The 21,261-nt window shown below is 45.6% G+C and carries 21 protein-coding genes; 10 read left to right on the top strand and 11 right to left on the bottom strand.

Going from position 1 to position 21,261, the window contains the following annotated elements; all coding sequences use genetic code 11:
• Positions 1-61 precede the first annotated feature (61 nt).
• The 4 genes from galT to QUA43_RS27395 form a co-directional block, all read right to left on the bottom strand.
• Positions 62-1,147 (bottom strand): galactose-1-phosphate uridylyltransferase, encoded by a 1,086-nt coding sequence (galT, locus tag QUA43_RS27380; protein ID WP_333378395.1) that lies wholly within the window; start codon positions 1,145-1,147, stop codon positions 62-64.
• A gap of 146 nt (positions 1,148-1,293) precedes the next feature.
• The gene (locus tag QUA43_RS27385; RefSeq protein ID WP_333378398.1) at positions 1,294-2,973 is read right to left on the bottom strand and encodes an AarF/ABC1/UbiB kinase family protein; all 1,680 of its coding nucleotides are present in this window, start codon (positions 2,971-2,973) and stop codon (positions 1,294-1,296) included.
• A 436-nt stretch (positions 2,974-3,409) separates the two neighbouring features.
• Positions 3,410-5,629 carry an ATP-binding protein gene (locus QUA43_RS27390; RefSeq protein ID WP_333378427.1) on the bottom strand — a complete coding sequence of 740 codons (2,220 nt, stop codon included), beginning with the start codon at positions 5,627-5,629 and terminating at the stop codon, positions 3,410-3,412.
• Between the two features lie 526 nt (positions 5,630-6,155).
• Positions 6,156-7,034: a hypothetical protein gene (locus QUA43_RS27395; protein WP_333378401.1), complete on the bottom strand. Its 879-nt coding sequence runs from the start codon at positions 7,032-7,034 to the stop codon at positions 6,156-6,158.
• 544 nt (positions 7,035-7,578) lie between these two features.
• Between QUA43_RS27395 and QUA43_RS27400 the strand changes: the two genes are divergently transcribed.
• Positions 7,579-8,127 (top strand): LeuD/DmdB family oxidoreductase small subunit, encoded by a 549-nt coding sequence (locus QUA43_RS27400; protein WP_333042404.1) that lies wholly within the window; start codon positions 7,579-7,581, stop codon positions 8,125-8,127.
• A 100-nt stretch (positions 8,128-8,227) separates the two neighbouring features.
• On the opposite strand, the gene QUA43_RS27405 is transcribed toward QUA43_RS27400, so the two are convergent.
• Together QUA43_RS27405 and QUA43_RS27410 are read right to left on the bottom strand one after the other, a co-directional pair.
• A complete protein-coding gene (locus tag QUA43_RS27405) occupies positions 8,228-8,650 on the bottom strand; it encodes an NUDIX hydrolase (RefSeq protein WP_333378403.1) in 423 nt (140 codons plus the stop codon).
• A 150-nt stretch (positions 8,651-8,800) separates the two neighbouring features.
• Entirely contained in the window at positions 8,801-9,232 is a 432-nt protein-coding gene (locus QUA43_RS27410; RefSeq protein WP_333378405.1) for a DNA-binding protein, read from the bottom strand.
• Positions 9,233-9,376: 144 nt separating this feature from the next.
• On the opposite strand from QUA43_RS27410, the gene folD reads away from it, so the two are divergent.
• Positions 9,377-10,255, top strand: coding sequence for a bifunctional methylenetetrahydrofolate dehydrogenase/methenyltetrahydrofolate cyclohydrolase FolD (gene folD, locus QUA43_RS27415; RefSeq protein ID WP_333378408.1), 879 nt, complete (start codon positions 9,377-9,379; stop codon positions 10,253-10,255).
• A 76-nt stretch (positions 10,256-10,331) separates the two neighbouring features.
• Entirely contained in the window at positions 10,332-11,120 is a 789-nt protein-coding gene (locus QUA43_RS27420) for a calcium-binding protein (protein WP_333378410.1), read from the top strand.
• 475 nt (positions 11,121-11,595) lie between these two features.
• Here the strand turns inward: QUA43_RS27420 and QUA43_RS27425 are convergent, their stop codons facing one another.
• From QUA43_RS27425 to ndhC, 5 genes are all read right to left on the bottom strand, one after another.
• Entirely contained in the window at positions 11,596-11,844 is a 249-nt protein-coding gene (locus QUA43_RS27425) for a DUF4926 domain-containing protein (protein WP_333378413.1), read from the bottom strand.
• A 59-nt stretch (positions 11,845-11,903) separates the two neighbouring features.
• Positions 11,904-13,640 (bottom strand): hypothetical protein, encoded by a 1,737-nt coding sequence (locus QUA43_RS27430; protein ID WP_333378415.1) that lies wholly within the window; start codon positions 13,638-13,640, stop codon positions 11,904-11,906.
• A gap of 203 nt (positions 13,641-13,843) precedes the next feature.
• Complete coding sequence (locus tag QUA43_RS27435; protein ID WP_333378418.1) at positions 13,844-14,347, bottom strand: NAD(P)H-quinone oxidoreductase subunit J; 504 nt, start codon at positions 14,345-14,347, stop codon at positions 13,844-13,846.
• Positions 14,340-15,065, bottom strand: coding sequence for a photosynthetic/respiratory NAD(P)H-quinone oxidoreductase subunit K (ndhK, locus tag QUA43_RS27440; protein WP_333052111.1), 726 nt, complete (start codon positions 15,063-15,065; stop codon positions 14,340-14,342). The genes QUA43_RS27435 and ndhK overlap by 8 nt, the downstream gene beginning before the upstream one ends.
• Complete coding sequence (gene ndhC, locus QUA43_RS27445; RefSeq protein ID WP_006635500.1) at positions 15,056-15,418, bottom strand: photosynthetic/respiratory NAD(P)H-quinone oxidoreductase subunit C; 363 nt, start codon at positions 15,416-15,418, stop codon at positions 15,056-15,058. Before ndhC ends, ndhK begins: the two co-directional genes overlap by 10 nt.
• A gap of 543 nt (positions 15,419-15,961) precedes the next feature.
• Here ndhC and QUA43_RS27450 point away from each other — a divergent pair.
• The 7 genes from QUA43_RS27450 to QUA43_RS27480 all read left to right on the top strand — a co-directional run bounded on the left by QUA43_RS27450 (position 15,962) and on the right by QUA43_RS27480 (position 20,830).
• Positions 15,962-16,297, top strand: a complete 336-nt coding sequence (locus tag QUA43_RS27450) for a rubredoxin (protein WP_333378430.1) — start codon at positions 15,962-15,964, stop codon at positions 16,295-16,297.
• Positions 16,284-17,297 carry a photosynthesis system II assembly factor Ycf48 gene (locus QUA43_RS27455; protein ID WP_333378420.1) on the top strand — a complete coding sequence of 338 codons (1,014 nt, stop codon included), beginning with the start codon at positions 16,284-16,286 and terminating at the stop codon, positions 17,295-17,297. Before QUA43_RS27450 ends, QUA43_RS27455 begins: the two co-directional genes overlap by 14 nt.
• Before the next feature lie 56 nt (positions 17,298-17,353).
• Positions 17,354-17,602 carry a cytochrome b559 subunit alpha gene (gene psbE / locus QUA43_RS27460; protein WP_006635503.1) on the top strand — a complete coding sequence of 83 codons (249 nt, stop codon included), beginning with the start codon at positions 17,354-17,356 and terminating at the stop codon, positions 17,600-17,602.
• Between the two features lie 20 nt (positions 17,603-17,622).
• Positions 17,623-17,760, top strand: coding sequence for a cytochrome b559 subunit beta (gene psbF, locus QUA43_RS27465; protein ID WP_006635504.1), 138 nt, complete (start codon positions 17,623-17,625; stop codon positions 17,758-17,760).
• 9 nt (positions 17,761-17,769) lie between these two features.
• Complete coding sequence (locus QUA43_RS27470) at positions 17,770-17,892, top strand: photosystem II reaction center protein L (protein WP_015176850.1); 123 nt, start codon at positions 17,770-17,772, stop codon at positions 17,890-17,892.
• 69 nt (positions 17,893-17,961) lie between these two features.
• Positions 17,962-18,084, top strand: coding sequence for a photosystem II reaction center protein J (locus QUA43_RS27475; RefSeq protein WP_333109398.1), 123 nt, complete (start codon positions 17,962-17,964; stop codon positions 18,082-18,084).
• Between the two features lie 490 nt (positions 18,085-18,574).
• Positions 18,575-20,830, top strand: a complete 2,256-nt coding sequence (locus tag QUA43_RS27480) for a transglycosylase domain-containing protein (protein ID WP_333378424.1) — start codon at positions 18,575-18,577, stop codon at positions 20,828-20,830.
• Positions 20,831-21,261 lie beyond the last annotated feature (431 nt).

A 21,261-nucleotide genomic window follows, 5' to 3' on the forward strand; every position in this document is an offset into this window, starting at 1 on the left:
CGGGCGGGACGCCCACCCCACAATAATTGCATCAAACTTTACTTGAAAATTTAAATGGGTTTCAGCTTATATTGACAGATACTGCTTGCAATTCTTTAGCTTTTTCTTCTGGTAAAGCGTCGTTGGCAAACATTCCGGCGGCGAGTTCGGTTCCTGCGAGGTATTTTAGCCGATCGCTCGATCGATAGGGCGGATAAAATTGAGCGTGCAAATGCGCTTCTGGATGGGGTTTCCCGTCTGTGGGCCCTTGAAACCAAGCCATCAAATAAGGGAATGGGCGATGCCACAAACCGTCATATTTGAGGGTGACTGTTTTTAAGGCCTTAGCGAGTGATTGACGCTGTTTTTCCGTCAAATCGATAAATGTAGCAGCGGGGGCGATCGGGGCAATCCACACTTCGTAAGGGTAGCGAGCACAAGCGGGGACAAAGGCGATCGCCTCTTCGTCTAAATAAATAATTCGCTGGTTGTCGGAAATCTCTTTTTGAATCAAATCTTGCAGCAAACCGCTACCGTTTTTTTGATAGTAAACCGATTGACATTCTAACATTCGTGCCGGCACCGGTGGCACGAATGGATAAGCGTAAATTTGACCGTGGGGATGGTGCAAAGTTACTCCGACTTCGACACCGCGATTTTCAAATGGCAAGACGTATTCAATTTCGGGATTGCTGCCAATAACTGAAGTGCGATCGGCCCATACTTCTAACAGCAATTCCAAGTGAGATAACTCCAAAGAACCGAGGGAAGCCAGCGGATCTTGAGTGAAAACCACGACTTCGCAAATGCCTTTAGCTGGCAAAGTTTCGACAATACTTGCAGGTGCATTTTTTGCTTGCAAAGTCATCGAGGGAAAGCGGTTGTCAAACACGGCTACATCGTAATCTCCCGGCGGCAATTCTGTCGGAAACTTAGGGTTAATTGTAGCTGCCAGCGGGTTGTATTCCGGCGGCGGCATGAAAGTTCTTCCCTGACGGTGGCTGGCGTATGCTACCCATTCCCCCCGCAAAGGATGCCAGCGAAAGTGCGGGTTTGCCTCTACAGGTTCATTGCTGGGACTTACGGCCGCGATACCTTTTGGGATTGGGTAGCGGCTGTACAGTGTGAGTGGGCGGCCGTCTGGTTTTAGCAATGTTTGGGCGTACATTTTTTGTAGGGGCGGGCGATCGCGTTTAATATATGTTAGGAGTATAACTTCGTGCTTTGAGAATCCGCCCCTACCTAAAGTCGCAAATTAGGTTAATGAGGGCTAAAGTCCTGACTCCGATCGCACTTCCCAATTACCCAGTATATTTATCGATCGACAATTCGATCAAGCTTTTCCTTAACCAACAAGTCTAACAACGAGCGCAACACAAACAAGCCACCGAATCCCGAAACTACAAAAGCTGCGATCGCCCCCGTTTGATATCCGCCCACTAGCAGCACTGCACCCGACAAAAACACAAAACCAGTCAAACAAGCGAAAATTAGAGTTTTCAGGGCTAAATTAATGCGTTTCAAGGCTCTTTCGCTCTCTAGATTTCGCACTCTAATTTGCAGTTCGCCCTCTTCAATTCGCTGCTCCAAACGCTTGAGAAAAACTTGCGATTTGCTCGGCTGCCGTAACTTATATGTAATAAAACTTCGCGCTTGCCTTGCCAATTCTCCGATCGCATTTCCCCGCCCCTTGCTCACCGCAATACTCTTGACAAAAGGCTGAGCGGATGCTAGGAAATTGTAGTCAGGGTCGAGAGTTCTAGCAATGCCGTCGAGAGTCGTTACCGACTTGACAATAAACATCATTTCTGCAGGCAAGCGAAACGGTTGCTGCTCGAACATGATGTAAAGTTCGTTCTTAATTTCATTAAAAGCTTGAAAGTCGATCGGCTTATCAATAAACTTATCCAACAGAAAAGCAATCAGCCGACGTACCGGCATCATATCCGGCATCGGTTCAACCAAGCCGATCGAAATTAAAGTATTGAGTACCTCATCAGTATCCTTTCTCATCACAGCAAAAAAAGTCTTGACCATTTGGTCTTTAGCCAGAGACTTCACCTCAGCCATCATCCCAAAATCGTAAAAAATCAAGCTACCATCTTCTGTCACCGCCAAATTTCCCGGATGCGGGTCAGCTTGAAAAAAACCGTCAATTAACAACTGTTTCAAATAACAGCAAATTCCGAGTTGATTGAGCTTCACAATATCGACTCCAATCGCCTCTAAACTAATGCGATCGTCCACCTTAATCCCTGGTGCATATTCTAGAGTTAGCACTTTTTTAGTAGTGTATTGCCAGTAGACTTTCGGGACAATAATCTGAGGATATTCTCGAAAATTATGGCTAAAGCGATCGGAATTTTTACCTTCTTGCACGTAGTCAATTTCTTGATATAAAATCTTAAAAAACTCGTGATAAATAGATTCCAGGTCATATTTGCGCGTCCCAGGCAAATAGCGATCGCAAAAACGCATCACTTGGCGCACCGCCTTCACATCCAAATCAAATAAACTTTCCAAACCCGGACGCTGCACCTTTACAATCACATCTTCCCCGGTGTGCAGCCTTGCTTTGTGCACCTGTCCCAGACTCGCAGCAGCAATTGGCGACGGGTCAAAATCGCGGTACAAAGCATAAATATCCTTGCCTAACTCTGATTCTACAAGAGCGATCGCCTCTTCGGAACTAAACTGAGGAACCCGATCCTGCAACTGTTCGAGTTCCTTCACATACTCAAGCGGCAGCAAATCCGCCCGAGTCGAGAGAGACTGCCCGATTTTAATAAAAGTCGGGCCTAAATTCAGCAAAGTATTGACCAACCAATGAGCGCGAATTCTTCTAGTATGAGGCGAATTTTTTTGCAGCAGTGAGTCCCACCACAAAAAAAACATAAACTTTCCCGCCGCTGCAAAAATGTCTATTTGCCGTGCCAGTGGCGAATATTTAGAACGTTGCCAACGCAGGGTTTTAGGTGCAGCTTTTGTGAGCATAATATTGGCGATCGAATTCCATGCACCGTGACATTTTTTAGGGACAATCTAGGACGCAGAAACCCGCTTGTACTAAAAGACGGGTTGCAGGCCTTTGAAACAGTTAAAAAACTCAGTTTCTTGGGTCTATACTGCGTAATATCATCTCCGACTATACAATTATAATTAAGTTCCTAGTAAGTAATGCAAGTCCTGATTAATTCATAAATAGAGGACAGTCGTACTCACTACAAACACGCGCTAATTACAGGCCAATAACCCGACAGAATATAAGTCCTGGAGAAAATCAGCAATGGAGAATCGGCAATTTAGATCGGAAACCAGACAAACAAATCAACAATGAGGATGTGAGAGCGTTTGCCACATCCAAATCTCCCTATAAAGGCAAGTCTTAGTCTGTTCGCTGCCAATTCACAACTACTTTTCCACCAAACTATTATTCTAGATTAGAGAGTTCCGCTGGAAATTGCGGCAGAGTCAGAGTAAAAGATGTACGCCACAATTTGTCAGCTTCTGAACTTTCTGCCGGACAGCTAGATACATCAATAGTACCATTCAAGTGCTGCACTAAACACTTTACCAGAGCCAGACCCAAACCCGTACCGGCGATAGCTTGGTCAGTAATGCCAGTGCCACGGCGGAACTTGTCAAAGATGTGGGGCAAATCAGCAGCAGAAATGCCGGGCCCGAAATTAGAAATGCTCAGGACAATATAGCCGGCTGTCTCAGACGCCTCCAAAACTACCGCCGTTCCAGAAGCAGAGTATTTTCCAGCATTCGTCAGCAGTTCCAGCAGCACCCGATTGAGAATGTCCGGGTCGGTTTCCCAGCAAGGGGTCAACTTGGGCAAATCCACCTTCAGAGTCAATTGCTTATCCGCCCACTGTTTTTCAAAATCCCTAACTAAATCTTGAAATAAACGGTTGAGATCGATTTTGATTTGAGAAATCGGGACTTGCTGAGGCTCAAACTGCTTGAGGGCTAGCAAATCGTTAACCAGAGCAGTTTCCTTAGAACACTGCTGTTCTAGAATGTCGAGATACTTAGTTCGACTCGCTGACGGCTGTTCAGCTTGTTTGAGCATCAGAATCGCCAGCTTCATGATTGTTAAAGGGGTACGCAACTCGTGACTCAGAGTGCTGAGAAACTCGTCTTTAATCAGCTTCAATTTCCGCATTTGCTCTAGCTGATTGGCAGATTGTTCGTACAGTTTCCCCTGCACGTCGAGACTTTGCTGCAACTGAGTGGTTCTGTCTAAGACTAGGGTTTGCAATTCCTTAAGCGTCTGGGTTTGGAGAATCATCTTGCTCGCTTGAGCGCTGACTGATTCGAGAACTTCTAATTCTTCCGGGCTCCAAGTGCGCGGCTTCGAGTGCTGCAAAACCAAGAAACCCAAAACTGTTTCCTGGCAGCTACCGCCAGTGAGGGGAACCAACAGCAAGCCGCGAATGCCTTGGAGTTTCAAAATTTCTGTGGCTGCTTCTTGTTCTTTGCCGATTAATGCGCCTGCGTCAGCGAGGGCTAGGGGTTTGGGTGCGCTGTGGAATGCTTGGTGGCACAAATTAGATTCTGACAGCCAAAAAGCGGGAGAGTTATTTGGTTTTGAGTTGGCGATTTTGGATGGGGAATTAGCAGTTTTCTCCTTGTTTTTTGTTTTGGATGTTGAGCTTTTTTTTCCGGCAGCGCTTTGTGCTATTGGCTGTTTATTTGGATATTTTTTTACCACAGATTCGCAAACTAATTCGACTTTGGCTTTGGGCGTTTGATTGGGGGAGCGAGCTGTAAATAGAGGGTCTGTATATTTCAATAGCAAGATTTGACCTTTATCTACTTCCAGGGTATCAACGGTATCTTCAATAACTTGCTGCAATATTGGCTCAACTTCTGAAGTTGTCTGGCTCAATGCAGCAACTGACCTGAGTAGATTTTTGTATTTAGCTTGTCGCTGTAACTGTTCGTTTAAGGTGGCAATTTCTTGAGTTTTTTGAATGTGAGAAATCGCGATGCCGATCGCGTCTGATGCTGCTTCAAGACGCTGCCGATCGGCTACCGACCACTCGTGAGGTTGCGACTTACCAACAATCATCATGCCATTTACAGCCCCTCCAAATCGCGCAGGCCCTGCCAAAATTGCCCGAAAAGGCAGCGCAGTCACAGGGGAATTGGGCGATGAAGTTGCCGGAATATCAAGATAGTCGGATATCGCCACTATCTCGCCGTCTGCTAGGACGTTTGCCCAAGCGGGGTGTTCGAGTGATATGCTAGGCGGTTTTAATCTTGTGGTTTGGGGGTGTTCCGGTGTTTCAGTGGAATCCGCAACACCGGCAACATAGGGGAAATCGCTGCTATTTTGCCAGTAAGCATTCGGATGTACTACTTTCTGGTCAACCACAGCAGTAACAAAACAGAAATCTGCCCCCCATGCAACCCCCAAAGTATTGGCTATTTGCAGCAGGAGTTCTCGATCAAAGCTGGTGGCGAGAATTTGGCAAATTTGTCGCCCGATAAGGGCAGGATCGACCTGGAACTGCATAAGACGATCCAGAAATTTTGGGACTGATACTGGTTCTGCGATTTGCGGTAAATGCAAAGTGCAAGATTCTGACGGCGATCGGTCGATCAAAGTAAAGTCTTGATTTCCCTGGCGATCGATCATGGCAACCAAGCTTTTATTCTAAGATGTTTGAGCCGGCTCCCGCTGCCAATCTAGAACCTTTCCATAACTGTCGGCTTGACCGTTATGAGCCTGCTTTCTGTGTTTGTGCAGCCGGTCGGCGGGTCACTCGATATGTAAAAATATACCCAGATCTGACCGAGTTCTATTTTCTTGTTTTCTACCCTTCGATCTGTACGAGATGAACTTTACCATCCTTTACCGGATGATTATCAATCCCATTCCCGCTAATTTTGACGGTTATTAGTATGAAGCTTTTCTAGAGACCGCTTAGTGACACCTCTCTCCTCACCCTGTGATGTTTCCTATTTAAGTTTGTGATCTTAACAAATTTTTATTTTGATACAAATGGACCGATCAAGTAACGCCGATCGCAAAAATTCAAAATCCCAAAATTATCACTCATAACATAGCTAAGAGTTTTCTAGTTTTGACTCAAAAACTCATTTTTCACAACACCTAGAGGCGCACAGCGAAGTCTAGGGTTAAATTTATCGCAATTACCTGCTTACTTATTTTGTGCTTCCTGTTGGGCTTTATCGCTATTTTGGCGGTAAAGTGCCGTCCGGTTCTGAGCCGTTGTGTAGCGGGGATGCTTGGAAGGCACGGCTGCCATCAAATCGGACGCTTGCTGCCACTTAGCAGCTACGACTAACCAATCCTCGCGAGATTGAGCAGTTTTGCCCTCGGTGGCTGCTTGTTCGGCTACTCGCACTGCTTGGGCAAAAGAGTCAACAGCAGAATTAACAGTCTCCTTAGAAATTTTCAAAGCAGGTTTTGCCTCCGAGGGAGGGGCACTGGCAACTGCTTGGGTGCTGGCTTGTGTGCTGTTTGGCACTTGGGAATTAAGTCCTTTGTAGATGGCGGCCGCTGCCCCGAGCAACAGCACGGTCAAACTGATGCCGCCGACGATACCGCGCTCAAATTGCCGCGGTTGCTGCATCGATCGAGGTATAGCCATTCTCGGCAAAGCCCGCTTGCCTGCCACAGTTTGTCGTTCGTGATGGTTGCTCATAGCTAAACGCTTGAACAAATTCGGCTTTCTGAGTTTAATTTCTTGAGACCACAACAGTTGATTATCCGGATCGCGGCTAATTTCTTCCAGCCACAGCAGTTGGTGCTCCCGGACAAGCCGGCTGTTGATGTTGACTCGGCGAATATTGTGGGGCGAAATGCGTTCCAAAATTTCTCGGACTCGATCGACCAAACTAGACTCTTCGAGCAGTTGGGGCGTTGCAGCTTCGCACAGCAGTTGCAGCACGCCGTCTGCAAACACGGCTCGGGCCCTCACCCCTACCTGTGCCAGTTCGTCATTAAGGATTTGAATAATCGATGCAACCGAGCCCTCGCGAGCTTGTCGAGCAATGTCATCTATTGGATTTGCCATAAAACTATCTTGACGCTTAGCAATTGTTAATTGTTAACCCAAAGTCTCGGATCTAATTTTTACTCATCAGAAAATTGGGTAGAAACCTCGTCCTTTTAGGACGGCTTTATCTTACAATATAATTGGTCAACGACCCACCCGAGACGATGGATCAAACAGCCTATACGAGCGAAGTTCAGCCCGAGGTGCTGGCGGCGAAGCAAAATCGGTAGACCGGGAAAAGAGGATAGGGCAATGGTAAACATCCCTAGAATCAAAACGAAGAAGAATTCCGTTTGGTATTCGACACGTAAAAACCGCAGGGCTTGCGGGGTTAGTCTGTGGAGCGAACATAAGACCAAATCTCTTTTAGGGTGGAGGCAGTTGCGAAGAAGCAGAAATTCAAATCGTGAGGTTTGGGAATCCCCGTCCGCGACGGTCGGGGTGGATGTCAAACAGGTTATCACTGACACTGCCAGGTTAAAATAAACAGATGCAAATCTTGCATACTGATCCACTTAAAATTATCACCACAGCATCGAGCGAGGCTAACAGGAAATAAACTATGGGTAAAGTAATTAGCGGTCAAATTTTTGTTGTAGACGACAACATCGATACTGATCAAATTATCCCTGCCGAATACCTGACCCTGGTTCCCTCGAAGCCGGATGAGTACGAGAAACTAGGCAGTTACGCGATGATTGGGTTGCCCGATCGCTACGGTAAGTTTATCGAATCCGGTGAACAGAAAACCCGGTATCCGATTATCATAGCGGGCGAAAATTTTGGCTGCGGTTCTTCGCGGGAGCACGCTCCGATCGCTCTGGGAGCCGCTGGCGTTACAGCGGTGGTAGCTTTGTCTTACGCACGCATTTTCTTTCGCAATTGCTCGGCTACTGGCGAATTGTACCCGATCGAATCAGTTGAGCGGCTCTGCGACTTGTTTGTAACCGGCCAAGAAGTGACGATCGACTTTACAGCAGAGGTAATTGTCAACCACACTCTCGATCGAACTTTCTCACTCAAACCTTTAGGAGAAGTAGGCCCCGTAATAGATGCCGGAGGGCTGTTTGACTACGCGCGCCAAACGGGAATGATTGCGGCTCGCTCTTAACTGTTAAACCCCCTGCAATGTAGGGTGCGCGGCTCTGCCGTCCACCTTACGAGTATCTCTTTGCTCAAACCGCTCCCATCTAGGGTGCGTGGAAATTTTCTCAAATCGAGTCAATAAAATTCAATAAAATACGCTGGTGAGCAATCCCAAAAGGTCGCACATCTCCTGACTGCTCAGAAAAGCATTTTCCCGCCCGAATCTGCTCCGGTGTCAACAACTTCATATCCCAACCCTCAAGCAAAACTAAATCCTTGACATCCGCACTAAGTTGTGCATAAAAAACGTGGCGAACCACATCTTTTTCGACATCGCAACAGAAAAAAGAAACACTTGCAGGAGCATAACTAATTTCCTCTGATAATTCCCGCAATACAGCAACTTCCGGCGTTTCTCCCGGTTCCAAGTGTCCGCCAAACAAAGCCCATTGTCCGGGATACCTGATATGAGGAATATCGTCTCGCAACTGACAGAGAAACTTGCCGTCTTGGTACAAAATCGCGATCGCAACGTGAATTTTAGTCATTAGTTATTAGTCATTAGTCAGTAGTTATTAGTCATTAGTTATTTTACAGGAATACACGGATTAATTATCGAGTATTCCTCAGATATTAAATAAATAAGGAAGAGGGAACAAAGAGCAAATAACAAATAACAAATAACAAATAACCAATGCCTATTTCCTCTTGTCTGAACTGGGAGAGCGCTTTAATTGTTCCATTTCCTCAACATAAACTTCACCTAAATCTTTTCCGGCCAATTCCTTCAGAGTAATACTCTTGTAGCGGACTTCTCCCTTCAGCAACACTTCATCGCCAAGCTGGGGCAACTCTTGCTTGGTTAAAATCCAAATACTGCCAGTACCATCCTCAAGTTGATAAGCGGCATTCCCGACAAACGGAGCGCGATTTTCCACCTTTCCCCGGAGATAAACTTCAGCATCCACTTGCCGCTTTTGTTGAACGTCGCCAATGCTAGCCACATTAAAACCAAGATTAAGTTGAGACAGAGGTAAATTGCCACAACTGAAAAAACCGCTGGCGAGGATTAGCGATAAAGAGCCGGTGCAGAATCTTTGAACCCAAACTTGCTTAATTGCAGTAGTCATTGGTCAACTGATTTGAGATGTGAGATACGACTTACTTTAACAGAATCCCCAGAATCGATCGCAAGTAAGAAATTTCTCTAGTGTAGTCCTTGGCAGGGATTAAGCTAAAATCTAAAGTCGTCAGCCCCTAACCCAGAGTCTACAATGGATGCCAAAACTGCTCAAATACTAGATGGCAAAGCTTTAGCGACAAAGATTCAAAGCGAGCTGAGCGATCGAGTCCGCGCCCTACAACACCAAAAAGGTCGTCCTCCGGGACTTGCGGTGCTGATGGTGGGTGATAACCCAGCTAGCGCAGCCTATGTTCGCAATAAAGAGCGAGCCTGCGCTAAAGTTGGCATAGCTTCCTTCGGCCAGCATTACCCCGCAAACGCTACTCAAGCCGAACTAGAACTTGCAATTCGTGCACTCAACGAGGACGATCGAGTAGATGGCATTTTAGTTCAATTACCGCTACCAGAACACTTAGACGCAATTTCGCTGCTGTACCAAATTGCCCCCGACAAAGATGCTGACGGACTTCACCCTGTAAATTTAGGCCGTCTCGTGCGCGGGGAGCAAGGTTTGCGGAGTTGTACTCCCGCCGGAGTGATGCGGTTATTGCAAGAATACCAGATTGATTTAAAAGGAAAAAACGCCGTTGTTTTGGGCCGCAGTATTTTGGTAGGTAAACCGATGGCGCTGATGCTATTAGAAGCCGACTGCACTGTTACTGTAGCTCATTCGCGATCGCAAAACTTAGAATCGATTACCAATCAAGCCGATATTTTAATAGCCGCAGTCGGCCGCACAGAAATGATTACAGCTAATATGGTCAAACCTGGATCGGTAGTAATTGATGTCGGTATTAACCGCGTCGTCAATCCAGACGGTACGAGTCGTTTGGCCGGAGATGTGGATTTTGATGCTGTTAAAACAGTAGCCGAATTTATCACGCCGGTGCCGGGAGGCATCGGGCCGATGACTGTTGCTATGCTTTTGGAAAATACCGTTTCGAGTTATATTGAACACGGTGCTAATTGAATTATGACCCACTTGTGAGCCAGTATTGGCTCAATTAGTAGGGTTAGTAATCTACCAACCGACAAAGATTTTAGCTATGGCTTTAAAACCCGATCCATCAGGGATAGTGCGCTTAATTGGCGACAACACCTCGGAATTGATTCAACTTTTTCCTGGAGATCTAACAAACTTCTCTTTAGGAGCTTGGGCGCTCGATGGCGATGATACAGTAAATGGCTCAGGGGCTAGCGAGTTAATCCTGGGAAATGAAGGGGAAGATATTCTCAGACGTTTTGCAGGCAACGATTCTGTATTTGGGGGAAAAGGAAAAGATGCCTTGTTTGGACAGGAGGGGAATAACTCTCTCAGTGGTGGTCTAGATGCTGATTGGCTTATTGGAGACGCTGGCGATGATATTTTATTTGGGGGGAGAGGCAATGATTTGTTATCCGGCACAGATGGGAATAACACTCTGGTTGGCGGCTTGGGGAGAGACTTCTTAGAGTGTGGCTTTGGCAATAATTTATGCGTTCTGGGAATAGATTCTGGCACTACAGACATCAATTCTAGTGATATAATAGAAAGTTTTGATCCTGATTTAGATCGCATTGGATTAGCGAGTGACTTAACGGTCAATGATATAGTGTTGGAGCCGGTACAGAATGTGGCATTAACATATAGGTTCGATGGGCCGCAAGCTATACTACAAGATGTGGCCGACGAATTTAGCGGATCTGCTTCAGGAACTCAACTCAGAGGCGGAATTAGCGGAGTTTATTCAGGAACTCTCATCAGAGTCAGGAATTCTAACGGGATTTTAGGTTTTGTAGAGGATGTAACCCCTAATGAACTTCAAAGCAGGATTGTTTCCGTTCAGGGTTTCTAAATTCAGGACAATCACTGCTGGACTGACCAACTTACAGCGTATTCCAGATTTATGAAGTACACCCCAGAAACCGGGTTTCTTTACAGTTCTCACATCATTACTAATTCGGTTCAAGAAACCCGGTTTCTCTGTCATACATCTACATGGAATCTGCTGTATGATACAGCATATAGCAGTTCTCAATCTTGGTGAGGTATACCCTATGCCCTATGCCCTATGCCCTATGCCCTATGCCCTATGCCCTATGCCCGCTTATCAAGCGTGCACCTCATGTTACTGAGAAAGGCTATATTCCATGAATATAGGGTATCGGCTCAATAAATAGGGGGAGCAATTATTCTAGTTGCCAAGACAAGCCCAAGGGATGAAGAGAAGATTTTTCGGGAATAATAGTGGAGAGAGAGGGAATGATTCCAAGTTGAGAAATTCAACCTGAAATCCAATTTTTTATAAATTCCGCAAGTTATTGGGCTGCTTATGCTGTAACCATTTCGGGTTTGATATCAGGTGATGCTGGCTCAAAATACAACACCATGATTTGCTCTGGATGCAGCCCGACAGATTCATAAGTGCGTCCGTTGCGATCGCTAAATTCAACCTCAAACGCTGCACCATCAGCCAACGGTTCAACCACAGTCCCTACTTGTCCGCGCCACAGATTGTATTCAGGAATATCAACTGTCAATGCAACGATATCTAGTAATTTAATTGTATTATTTGCCACTCTTATTACCTCCAGACATTACAGAGGATAGCAGGTTGTTAATCTCCGATATAAGAGAGTTAAGTAAGGTAAGCTGATAAAAATATATCAGGATCGTACTGTGGACTAAAGTAGTATTCTATAGCTTTCTGTCTTGTTTCGGCATCTTTGATTTCACAATATTTTAGGTTGTGTTTTTGACATAATTCTTTGGCCGAACCCACACATTCTATAGATGCTGCTATTCCAATCTGGACTTTGCTTTTTTCGGGAAGCCCCTCAACAATTTGAGGATATCTTAGGAGAATACTACATGATGCAGCTAAAATAGGATCGAATTCCAGAAATATATCATCTAAAAAAAGTAATTCACTCCAATCATCACCTAATTCATTTTGTAATATTAAATATTTTTCTTTTTGTTGCTCAAATATTTGGTTATATAAAGCATTGACTTGAAAGTATTCTTGTTCTGCAAGATTCAAGTTAAAATGTCGCTTATTTTTGTCATAGTATTTTCTTATGATTGCACTAAGCGCCCGCTGGGTTTCATTTTCCACTGATTTAATCAGATTGTTAGCAGGAGAATAACCTATCCAAGCTATAGTCTCTTCTGGTAAAATGTAATAGCTCAATTCTACCATTTCTTTTAGAGAATCTCTTGAGGTTTTTTGCATAATGAAATAAAACTTGAACAGACGGCGATAAAGACCATCAAATAGAGTTGTTAATCTCAAGTCGCGTCTATTATTAAATCTGCTGAACAATAGATATATCCAATAATGCAATAGTCCTTCTATTGACGAACAACCTAAATTATCAGATAACGTAAAATTAACGCTTGTGATACTGCTATAATTGCTTGCGATACTGCTATAATTTAGTTTTATTAAAAAGTTGAGTACATTTATGTAATACCAGTAGTTCACGGATTTTAATTCCAACATAAGTATTTCCCTCATGAAAATATAGCGCTCGCCTTCAGACGAATTCACTAGCTTTTCTACAAGAGCATCTGAAACATCGTTAATTTCTTTTTGAGTGTATGCTTGCTGAAAAAGAGTTTGGATAATTTCCAAAGGGTTAGCATTAGCAATCAAATTCTTCCAAAAAGCCTCGCTGCTTTCTCTCTCTTTCTTTGCATTCGACCTAAAATTATCCAAGACTTTAGGTCTTACTTTGTCAGTTATTTTTTCTACTTCTTTAACAAATTCTTCCAGTCTTTTGAGGCTAACTTCTGAAGATAAAACTTTTTCTATATTAGATAAAAGCTTGGCTTTTATATGGGGAATAAGTTGGGTCGCAGCCAGAATATGATCCAGTTCATAAAATTTATCTTTAATTTCAGTATGAGCTATGCTTAAAATCGGATTTATACTATTATTAATTTCATCCCTATCATAGACATTCAAGTACCAACCATTTGAAACAACAAAGTATTTGCAATTAATAGTGGGATGCAAAGAATAAAAATATGCTTGAGAAACATCTTGCTCTCTAATTTGGGGAGGATTAGTGGGATCTTTACACTTACCTTTTTTCGCATCAATTAGCCAGAAGTATTCTTTTCTGATACTACAAATATAATCAAGCCTAACTTGTGTCGATCCAACCTGAAGAAACAGATCATCTAGCTTAAAACTGTCTTCTCTAGAAACTGAATAATCTAAATCTTTCCTATACCCAAGCAATCTTAGTATCGGCATTAAATATTCTTCGCGAACATCGGCTTCACTATAAGTTGAAAACTCAAGCGTTGATAGCTTTTCTAATTCTTGTAATTCTGTGTCAGTCAGTGGAGGTCTGTATTTTTTCATTGTATTTGCTGAGTCTTTTGCTAACCTTGGTTACTTCGTTGGTTAAGTGAAGCCTTCCCAAAAAAACTGTAAAGGGCAGGTAGGATGCCTGCCCCACAAGAGTTATTGAAGGTGTATAGTAGGGTTTTTCCCCCTGACGTACCCTACTTTACGTGACAGGGACTTTAGTCCTATATATTTTGAGCTAAAAACTCAAAACTCCCTTAATAAGCGTCTTGCAATTCGTAGAAATCAGGGGAAATGTAATCTTTCCGCAGTGGCCAGCCTACCCAATCTTCGTTCATCAAAATCCGTTTCAGATTCGGATGTCCTTCGTAGACGATGCCGTACATATCGTAGGATTCCCGCTCTTGAAAGTCGGCTGCTTTCCAAATCCAGTAGACTGATGGCACTCTGGGATCTTCGCGGGGAATGAATACTTTGACGCGGACTTCTTCGGGATGGGAAGCATTGTCTGTCAGCTTAGCTAAGTGGTAGACGCTGACTAAATCTTCTCCTGGGCCTTGGTCGTAGGCGCACTGGCACTGCATATAATTAAACCCGTAGGCATACAGTGCTGTTGACATCGGAATTAGGAATTCTCGATCGACCTTTAATATCTCCACGCCCAAATTATCGGCCGCTAAAGCTTCGTGTTCAAAGCCATTTTGAGTCAACCACTGGGAAACCTTCCCGGCTTCAACAATTGCAGATTCTTGCTCAGCCACGGTTTACCTCCTGTTTTTGTCCTGCAAGCAAAGCCGGTGGTACTGGCATTCCCATTGCTTCGGTCAATTCTTTCGGAGGCGCCATCCGGCCGGGAACTGACAAATATTTGCCATCCAAGATGTCGTCTACTACTTTCATCTTGTGGGGTCTGGTGTAGTAGCGGTGGGTGGGGAGCAAGTTGCCGCGTTCTTGCATCGAATCGTTGGCGATTTTTTTCCGCAGTTTGATAATTGCGTCAATAATCGCTTCTGGGCGGGGGGGACAGCCTGGTATGTACACGTCTACGGGGATCAGTTTGTCAACGCCTCTGACTGCTGTGGGGGAGTCTACGCTGAACATTCCGCCGGTGATCGTGCAGGCGCCCATCGCGATCACGTATTTGGGTTCGGGCATTTGTTCGTACAGCCGCACCAAGATGGGGGCGTACTTCATGGTGATGGTGCCGGCAGTGATGAGCAAGTCGGCTTGTCGGGGGCTCGATCGCGGTACTAAGCCGAATCTGTCGAAGTCGAAGCGCGATCCGATCAAAGCTGCAAATTCGATGAAGCAGCAAGCGGTACCGTAAAGCAGCGGCCACAGGCTCGAAAGTCTCGCCCAATTGTAGAGGTCATCAACCGTAGTTAGGATGACATTCTCTGATAATTCGGATGTGACTTCAGGGCGAATAGCGGGGTTGACAATTAGAGGTTTTTGTGATTTGTCAGAACTTAAGACCATTCCAAGGCTCCTTTGCGCCATGCATAGACAAGAGCAATAACGAGGATCGTGATAAAAAACAAGGCTTCGATGAAAGCCAACAGTCCTAGCTGGTTGAAAGCAACCGCCCAAGGATAGAGGAAGACGGTCTCTACGTCGAAGATGACGAAGACTAGGGCGAACATATAATATCGGATGTTGAACTGAATCCAGGCTCCGCCGATCGGCTCGACGCCAGATTCGTAGGTAGTGCGTCGGTCGTAGGGACGACTTTTCGGGCGCAGTACCTTAGACGCCGTGAGGGCGAGGATAGGGACTAGGCTGGAAATTAACAGGAAGCCTAAGAAATACTCGTAGCCGCTGAGTGCAAACACGGTGAATAATTACTGCCTAGGTGAAAGGGTTCTGTAACTTGTCTTTACATTATATAGATTGTGGGTAGCTAAAATTACGAGTTGGTTGAGATTAATCGTCCATCTTCTGCAATAATTTTTAATGTATATTTTAAGATTAGCTTACCTACTCTTTTGGAGCTGTCAACGACCCCCGACGGCAAGTCGCGGGCTTCTGGCATAAAAACTGAAGCCCCAAGTTGACCAGCCTCAGTCCCCTTTCGGGGCTACGTTATCGGCAAGAGTTCAAGTTCACACCAAGGAATCCGTAGCTAGTTCCTTGCTCTGTAACCTAGGGATTAAACATCTGTAAGGGGTTAAGGAAGTGTCTCTGGGAAAGTACCGACCGATAACATTAGCGAAGCTAACATTACTGGAGTAGCAAGGCGCTTCCCGGCATACAGGGAAATGGATAAGCACTACTCCTCTACTTATCCAACCCCTTTCGGGGACTCTGAATTTATTCAGCGTCCTGTTTCATACGTGACCCTCAAGGTACGCGGTTTCCACACTCCTAGAGATTTTATGAGCGATCGAGCCACTGAGACCAAAACCCTCGATCGGCACGAGTGCCGCGCCTGCGGCTACGTCTATGAGCCGAAAAAGGGAAATCCTAAAATTGACATTGCCCCGGGCACGGCTTTTGAAGATTTGCCCCCAACTTGGGTCTGTCCCGTTTGCGGGGCGCGCAAATCGGTGTTTCAAAATCTCGGTCAGATGGAAGGGGTATCGGGATTTAAGGCAAATCAGCGCTACGGTGTCGGTGTCAACGGCATGACCGAAGGTCAGAAAAGTTTGCTGATTTTTGGCGGCTTGGTCGTTGGTTTCTTGTTGTTACTTAGTATGTATGGTTTGCAGTAAAACGATTGTGAGATTTTGGCAACGATTTGTAATGTTATTGGCCGCTGCGCTCATCTGTACGAGTTGCAGCACCATCGGTTCTGTGAGTTACAACCCCTGGCAAGTGATTTCCTTGCCTACGGAAGCTAATTTGCAGGATATTGCCTTTACGGGCAATCCTCAGCACGGCTGGGTTGTGGGTTCTGAGGCGACTCTGCTCGAAACCCTTGACGGTGGCACTAGCTGGAAGTCTGTAGCACTGGATATCGACGATTCGAGGTCGCGTTTTGCGTCGGTGAGTTTTTCGGGTTCAGAAGGCTGGATTGTCGGCCAGCCTTCTGTTTTGCTCCACACGAACGACGAGGGTAAGTCTTGGACGCGGATTGCTTTGAGCTCTCAGTTGCCCGGTTCTCCGAGTACGATCGCAGCTTTGGGCCCGAATTCCGCCGAGATGACGACCGATGTGGGGGCGATTTACCGGACTTCGGACGGTGGCAAAAATTGGAAAGCAGTCGTGCAGGATTCTTTTGGGGTAGTTCGCAATATCAACCGTTCTGAAGACGGCCAGTATGTTGCGGTTTCCTCAAAGGGCAATTTCTACTCGGTGTGGAAACCCGGACAAGAAGCTTGGGAACCTCACAACCGCAATAGTTCTCGCCGCCTGCAAAATATGGGCTTTACCAAGGATGGGCGTTTGTGGATGCTCGCCCGCGGCGGTCAAATTCAGTTTAGCGACCCGTCCAATCCAGAAGGTTGGGGAAAACCGTTTTTTCCCGATCGCAAGGCGAGTTGGGGTTTGCTGGACATGGCTTACCGGACTGATAATGAAGTTTGGGTAGCCGGCGGCGGCGGCAATTTGCTGTGCAGTTTGGACGGCGGGAAAACTTGGCTAAAAGACCGCGAAGTTGAAGATGTTCCCGCTAATTTTTACAGGATTGTCTTTATGGGCCCCGATCGCGGATTTGTGATCGGCGCGAGCGGTACTCTACTTAAATATCAAGGTTCAGCGCAAGCTGCTTGATAGTAGAATAGTAAGAGAGATTGTCTGTCAATTTGTTGTTGAAAGGAGGATTCTAAATGGCTGGTACAACTGGAGAACGTCCGTTTGGGGACATTATTACAAGTATCCGTTATTGGGTAATTCACAGCATCACCATTCCGGCTTTGTTTATTGCTGGATGGCTGTTTGTGCAAACGGGTTTGGCTTACGATGCTTTCGGAACTCCTCGCCCTAACCAGTATTTCACACCGCAGCGGGAAGAAGTGCCGATTATCTCGGATCGCTTTGAAGCTAAGAAACAAGTAGATCAGTTCATTGCCAAGTAATTTAACAAGGATTTGGAAAAATGACGAGCAGAACCCCAAATAATGAGCCAATTTCGTATCCGATTTTTACGGTGCGCTGGTTGGCAGTTCATACTTTAGGCGTCCCAACAATTTTCTTTTTGGGCGCGATCGCAGCAATGCAATTTATTCAACGATAGGAGTTTACAATGCCTGAGCGCGTTCCTAATCCCAACGAGCAGCCTGTTGAGTTAAACCGGACTTCTTTGTATTTGGGTTTGTTGCTGATTTTTGTTTTGGGTATTTTGTTTTCCAGTTATTTCTTTAATTAACTGGTGTCTGAGTTGGCTTTCGATAGTTCCATCGAATTTGTTTAGCTGTAAATTAGTGAGGTGATGGCTATGTTTAGTGAAAGTGGCAGAATTCCTTTGTGGCTGGTAGCTACAGTTGCAGGCCTCGGTGTTCTCACCATTGTGAGTCTTTTCTTCTACGGTGCTTATGCCGGTTTGGGTTCTTCGATGTAAGGAGAATCAAGCTGATTTTCGGCTGTTAACCCCCCTTGAAAAAGGGGGGTTTTAATTATTAGGCGAATTGTGTTGGTAAATTATATCAATTCCGGTTGCACTCCTCCGGAATTGTTGACTGTTGACTGTTGACTGTTGACTGTTGACTGTTGACGGGCGGGTCGAAAAACTGAATGGTTGAGTGTTAACTGTTGACTCGATTTTATGATTCCGATGCCACCGGAAACGATATTAGGGATAAATTTGCTCTAAAGTGTTGATTTTTGGGAAAGTTTATGATAATTTAATTCTCTCGTGATAGCGGGATTTTTTGTGGTTGGGTAGAGATTTGCTCAATAAACGGATTCCGGGCAGGTTCACCAATAACCTCCAAATCGATCGCCACTAGCCGACGCTCGCCTCAAGAGTATGAGCCGATCGTGAAATTAGCCAAAAGTTGCGAGTAGAATGGTGCAAGAGCCGATCGCTCGATCGTAGTGCACAGCGAAATATGACCCCACCGCCGCCGCCCCGCAAACCTCAAACCGTCTTGGGTGCGATTACCCAAGCAGTCCAGACTATTGCCAAGGTTAATTTTAACCAGCTAGCGCTGAAACCTAATGCCAAAGTACCCGAACTGTGGGTGCAGGATGCGGGTGCAGCTAAAGCTGAGGTTTATCCGCTGTTGGGCGATCGATATTTGTTAGGTCGATCGTCCAAATCTTCAGATATTGTAGTTCGCAATCCCGTTGTCAGTCACGTGCACTTATCCCTGTCGCGCGATACTCGGCGGCGGACTCCTTTTGTCATCAAAGATGAAGACTCCACAAACGGCATTTACAATGGCAAAAGGCGAGTTAAAAGTATGTCCCTGCGTCACGGAGACGTGTTCACTTTAGGGCCACCGGAACTAGCCGCCGCTGTCAGAATTCAGTACGTATATCCGCCGCCTTGGTATTTGCAACTTGTGCGTTACAGCTTTTACGGCGTCAGCGGAATCACCGCTTTGATTGCGGTGTTGGTAGGCATGGAATCGACCAAGTTTCAAGTGCGGCCTCTGCCAAGAAGTATCAATGGCCCGGTGATTGTTTACGCCCGCGATGGGCAAACTCCCCTGCGTCCTCCTCAGAATAACGCTCACTTAGAATTAAAGCAATTACAGGATTTTTCGCCTTATTTATCCAAGGCGGTACTTGCTTCGGAAGACAGCCGCTACAATTGGCATTTGGGAGTAGATCCGATCGGAGTTTTGCGCGCGCTTTTGACCAATGTTCGCGGGGGAGGAATTCGCGAAGGCGGCAGCACTGTGACGCAGCAATTAGCGAGGAGTTTGTTTCGAGATTATGTGGGAACTCAAGATTCGGCGGGACGCAAGTTACGGGAAGCTGTAGTTGCCCTGAAACTGGAGAATTATTACAGCAAAGATGAGCTGTTGCTGACTTATTTGAATCGCGTGTTTTTGGGAATTGACCTTTACGGTTTTGAGGATGCGTCTCGGTTTTATTTTGGCAAATCAGCGAAGGATTTAACTTTGTCAGAGGCGGCAACTTTGGCCGGCATTTTGCCTGCGCCAAACAGTTTTAATCCGATTCAAAATTATCAGTTGGCGGTACAGTATCGCGATCGAGTGATCGAACGGATGCGCGCAATGGGGACGATTTCTCAGGAAGAAGCCGATCGCGCGAGGCGATCGCGAATTGAGATTAATCCCAAAGCTCGCCAATATCTGCAAAGTACGATCGCTCCTTATTTCTACAGTTATGTATTTGACGAATTGGAGTTTTTGCTGGGGGAGCAGTTAGCCCGAGAAGGCAATTTTATTGTAGAAACAGGTTTGAATCCCGGCCTGCAAAAAGTGGCTGAAGCTTCCCTCAGAAATGCTGTTGAAAATGCCGGAGCCAGTGCTGGTTTTTCTCAAGGAGCCGTGGTTACTCTCAATAGTACAACCGGGGAAGTCTTAGCTTTAGTTGGGGGCGTAGATTATTTGAAAAGTCAGTTTAATCGGGCTACCCAAGCTTTGAGACAGCCCGGTTCTACATTTAAGATTTTCACCTATGCAGCCGCCCTGGAACGGGGAATCTCACCGGAGAAAACTTATTCTTGTGCCCCCCTTTCCTGGGGCGGACAAAGTTACAGCGGCTGCGAAAGAACCAGCGGTAGTACAGATATGTATCGGGGTTTAGCACAGTCGGAAAATGCAATTGCTTTGAGAATAGCACAACAAGATGTCGGTTTAGACAATGTAGTGCAAATGGCTAGGCGTTTGGGGATTACTTCTGAACTGCGTTCTAACCCAGGCTTAGTATTAGGTGAAAGTGAAGTTAATGTGTTGCAATTAACGGGTGCTTTCGGGGTTTTGGCCAATCGGGGCTTGGGCAATCGTCCCCACGTAATTAAGCGAATTATTGACAGCAGCGATTGCAAAGATCGAAATGATTTTAACAGTTGCCGGGTGATTTATGAGTATCAAAAAGATGGCATTGCCAATCGGCAGTTAGTTTCTGAAGCGGTAGCGGATACGATGACTGATATGCTGCAAGGTGTGGTGCGGGGAGGTACGGGCAGCAGTGCTGCTTTGGGGTTAGGAGAAGCTGGAAAAACAGGCACGACTAATGATAATAGAGATTTGTGGTTTGTCGGTTATATTCCGAGTCAGCAACTGGTGACAGGAGTTTGGTTGGGAAATGATGATAATTCTCCGACTGGGGGAGGTAGTGCCAATGCCGCTCAGTTGTGGGGGGAATATATGCGTCAGGTGGCGCGTTGAGTGGATGCGAGGATGGGACGAATTTTGATACGGCATTGAAATATCCAATTTAAATGCGGTACAGCTTGTCAACTCAATCTCCGAATCCTAAACCCAGAACCCATGAAAAACAGATGCTGCGATTGCTTTTCTAAGAGGCCGCGCCAGCTAACAATCCCCGCGAGCAATGACATTAATACGTTATTGATTTCCAGGCTGATTAAGGTTAACTGACGAGGATTTTTTCAGGGCTTGGGTTGTTCGTCTCCAAAGCGATCGCACTTCTACCAATTTTAAAACCCACATTCCGCAGATATTCGATCGGATTTAATTTCAAAAGAATTCAGAATTCTCAAAGCCTCAAATGATTGCAGAGCAATCATTTGAGGCTTTTTTAAGATATAATAATTGGTGCAAGTAGAGCAACCCTTAAAACCATGAAAAAGCCATCT

The sequence above is a fragment of the Microcoleus sp. N9_B4 genome (assembly GCF_036701635.1).
Classification (GTDB): Bacteria; Cyanobacteriota; Cyanobacteriia; order Cyanobacteriales; family Microcoleaceae; genus Microcoleus.

Coding starts and splice junctions, on each gene's coding strand:
- QUA43_RS27420 (WP_333378410.1), top strand. CDS start 10,332: ATGGCTTTAAAACCCGATCCATCAGGGATAGTGCGCTTAATTGGCGAC.
- QUA43_RS27480 (WP_333378424.1), top strand. CDS start 18,575: ATGACCCCACCGCCGCCGCCCCGCAAACCTCAAACCGTCTTGGGTGCG.
- QUA43_RS27405 (WP_333378403.1), bottom strand. CDS start 8,650: ATGACTAAAATTCACGTTGCGATCGCGATTTTGTACCAAGACGGCAAG.
- galT (WP_333378395.1), bottom strand. CDS start 1,147: ATGTACGCCCAAACATTGCTAAAACCAGACGGCCGCCCACTCACACTG.
- QUA43_RS27455 (WP_333378420.1), top strand. CDS start 16,284: ATGGTTTGCAGTAAAACGATTGTGAGATTTTGGCAACGATTTGTAATG.
- QUA43_RS27400 (WP_333042404.1), top strand. CDS start 7,579: ATGGGTAAAGTAATTAGCGGTCAAATTTTTGTTGTAGACGACAACATC.
- folD (WP_333378408.1), top strand. CDS start 9,377: ATGGATGCCAAAACTGCTCAAATACTAGATGGCAAAGCTTTAGCGACA.
- QUA43_RS27390 (WP_333378427.1), bottom strand. CDS start 5,629: ATGATCGATCGCCAGGGAAATCAAGACTTTACTTTGATCGACCGATCG.
- QUA43_RS27395 (WP_333378401.1), bottom strand. CDS start 7,034: ATGGCAAATCCAATAGATGACATTGCTCGACAAGCTCGCGAGGGCTCG.
- QUA43_RS27385 (WP_333378398.1), bottom strand. CDS start 2,973: ATGCTCACAAAAGCTGCACCTAAAACCCTGCGTTGGCAACGTTCTAAA.
- psbE (WP_006635503.1), top strand. CDS start 17,354: ATGGCTGGTACAACTGGAGAACGTCCGTTTGGGGACATTATTACAAGT.
- QUA43_RS27430 (WP_333378415.1), bottom strand. CDS start 13,640: ATGAAAAAATACAGACCTCCACTGACTGACACAGAATTACAAGAATTA.
- QUA43_RS27450 (WP_333378430.1), top strand. CDS start 15,962: ATGAGCGATCGAGCCACTGAGACCAAAACCCTCGATCGGCACGAGTGC.
- QUA43_RS27475 (WP_333109398.1), top strand. CDS start 17,962: ATGTTTAGTGAAAGTGGCAGAATTCCTTTGTGGCTGGTAGCTACAGTT.
- psbF (WP_006635504.1), top strand. CDS start 17,623: ATGACGAGCAGAACCCCAAATAATGAGCCAATTTCGTATCCGATTTTT.
- QUA43_RS27410 (WP_333378405.1), bottom strand. CDS start 9,232: ATGACTACTGCAATTAAGCAAGTTTGGGTTCAAAGATTCTGCACCGGC.
- QUA43_RS27470 (WP_015176850.1), top strand. CDS start 17,770: ATGCCTGAGCGCGTTCCTAATCCCAACGAGCAGCCTGTTGAGTTAAAC.
- ndhK (WP_333052111.1), bottom strand. CDS start 15,065: ATGGTCTTAAGTTCTGACAAATCACAAAAACCTCTAATTGTCAACCCC.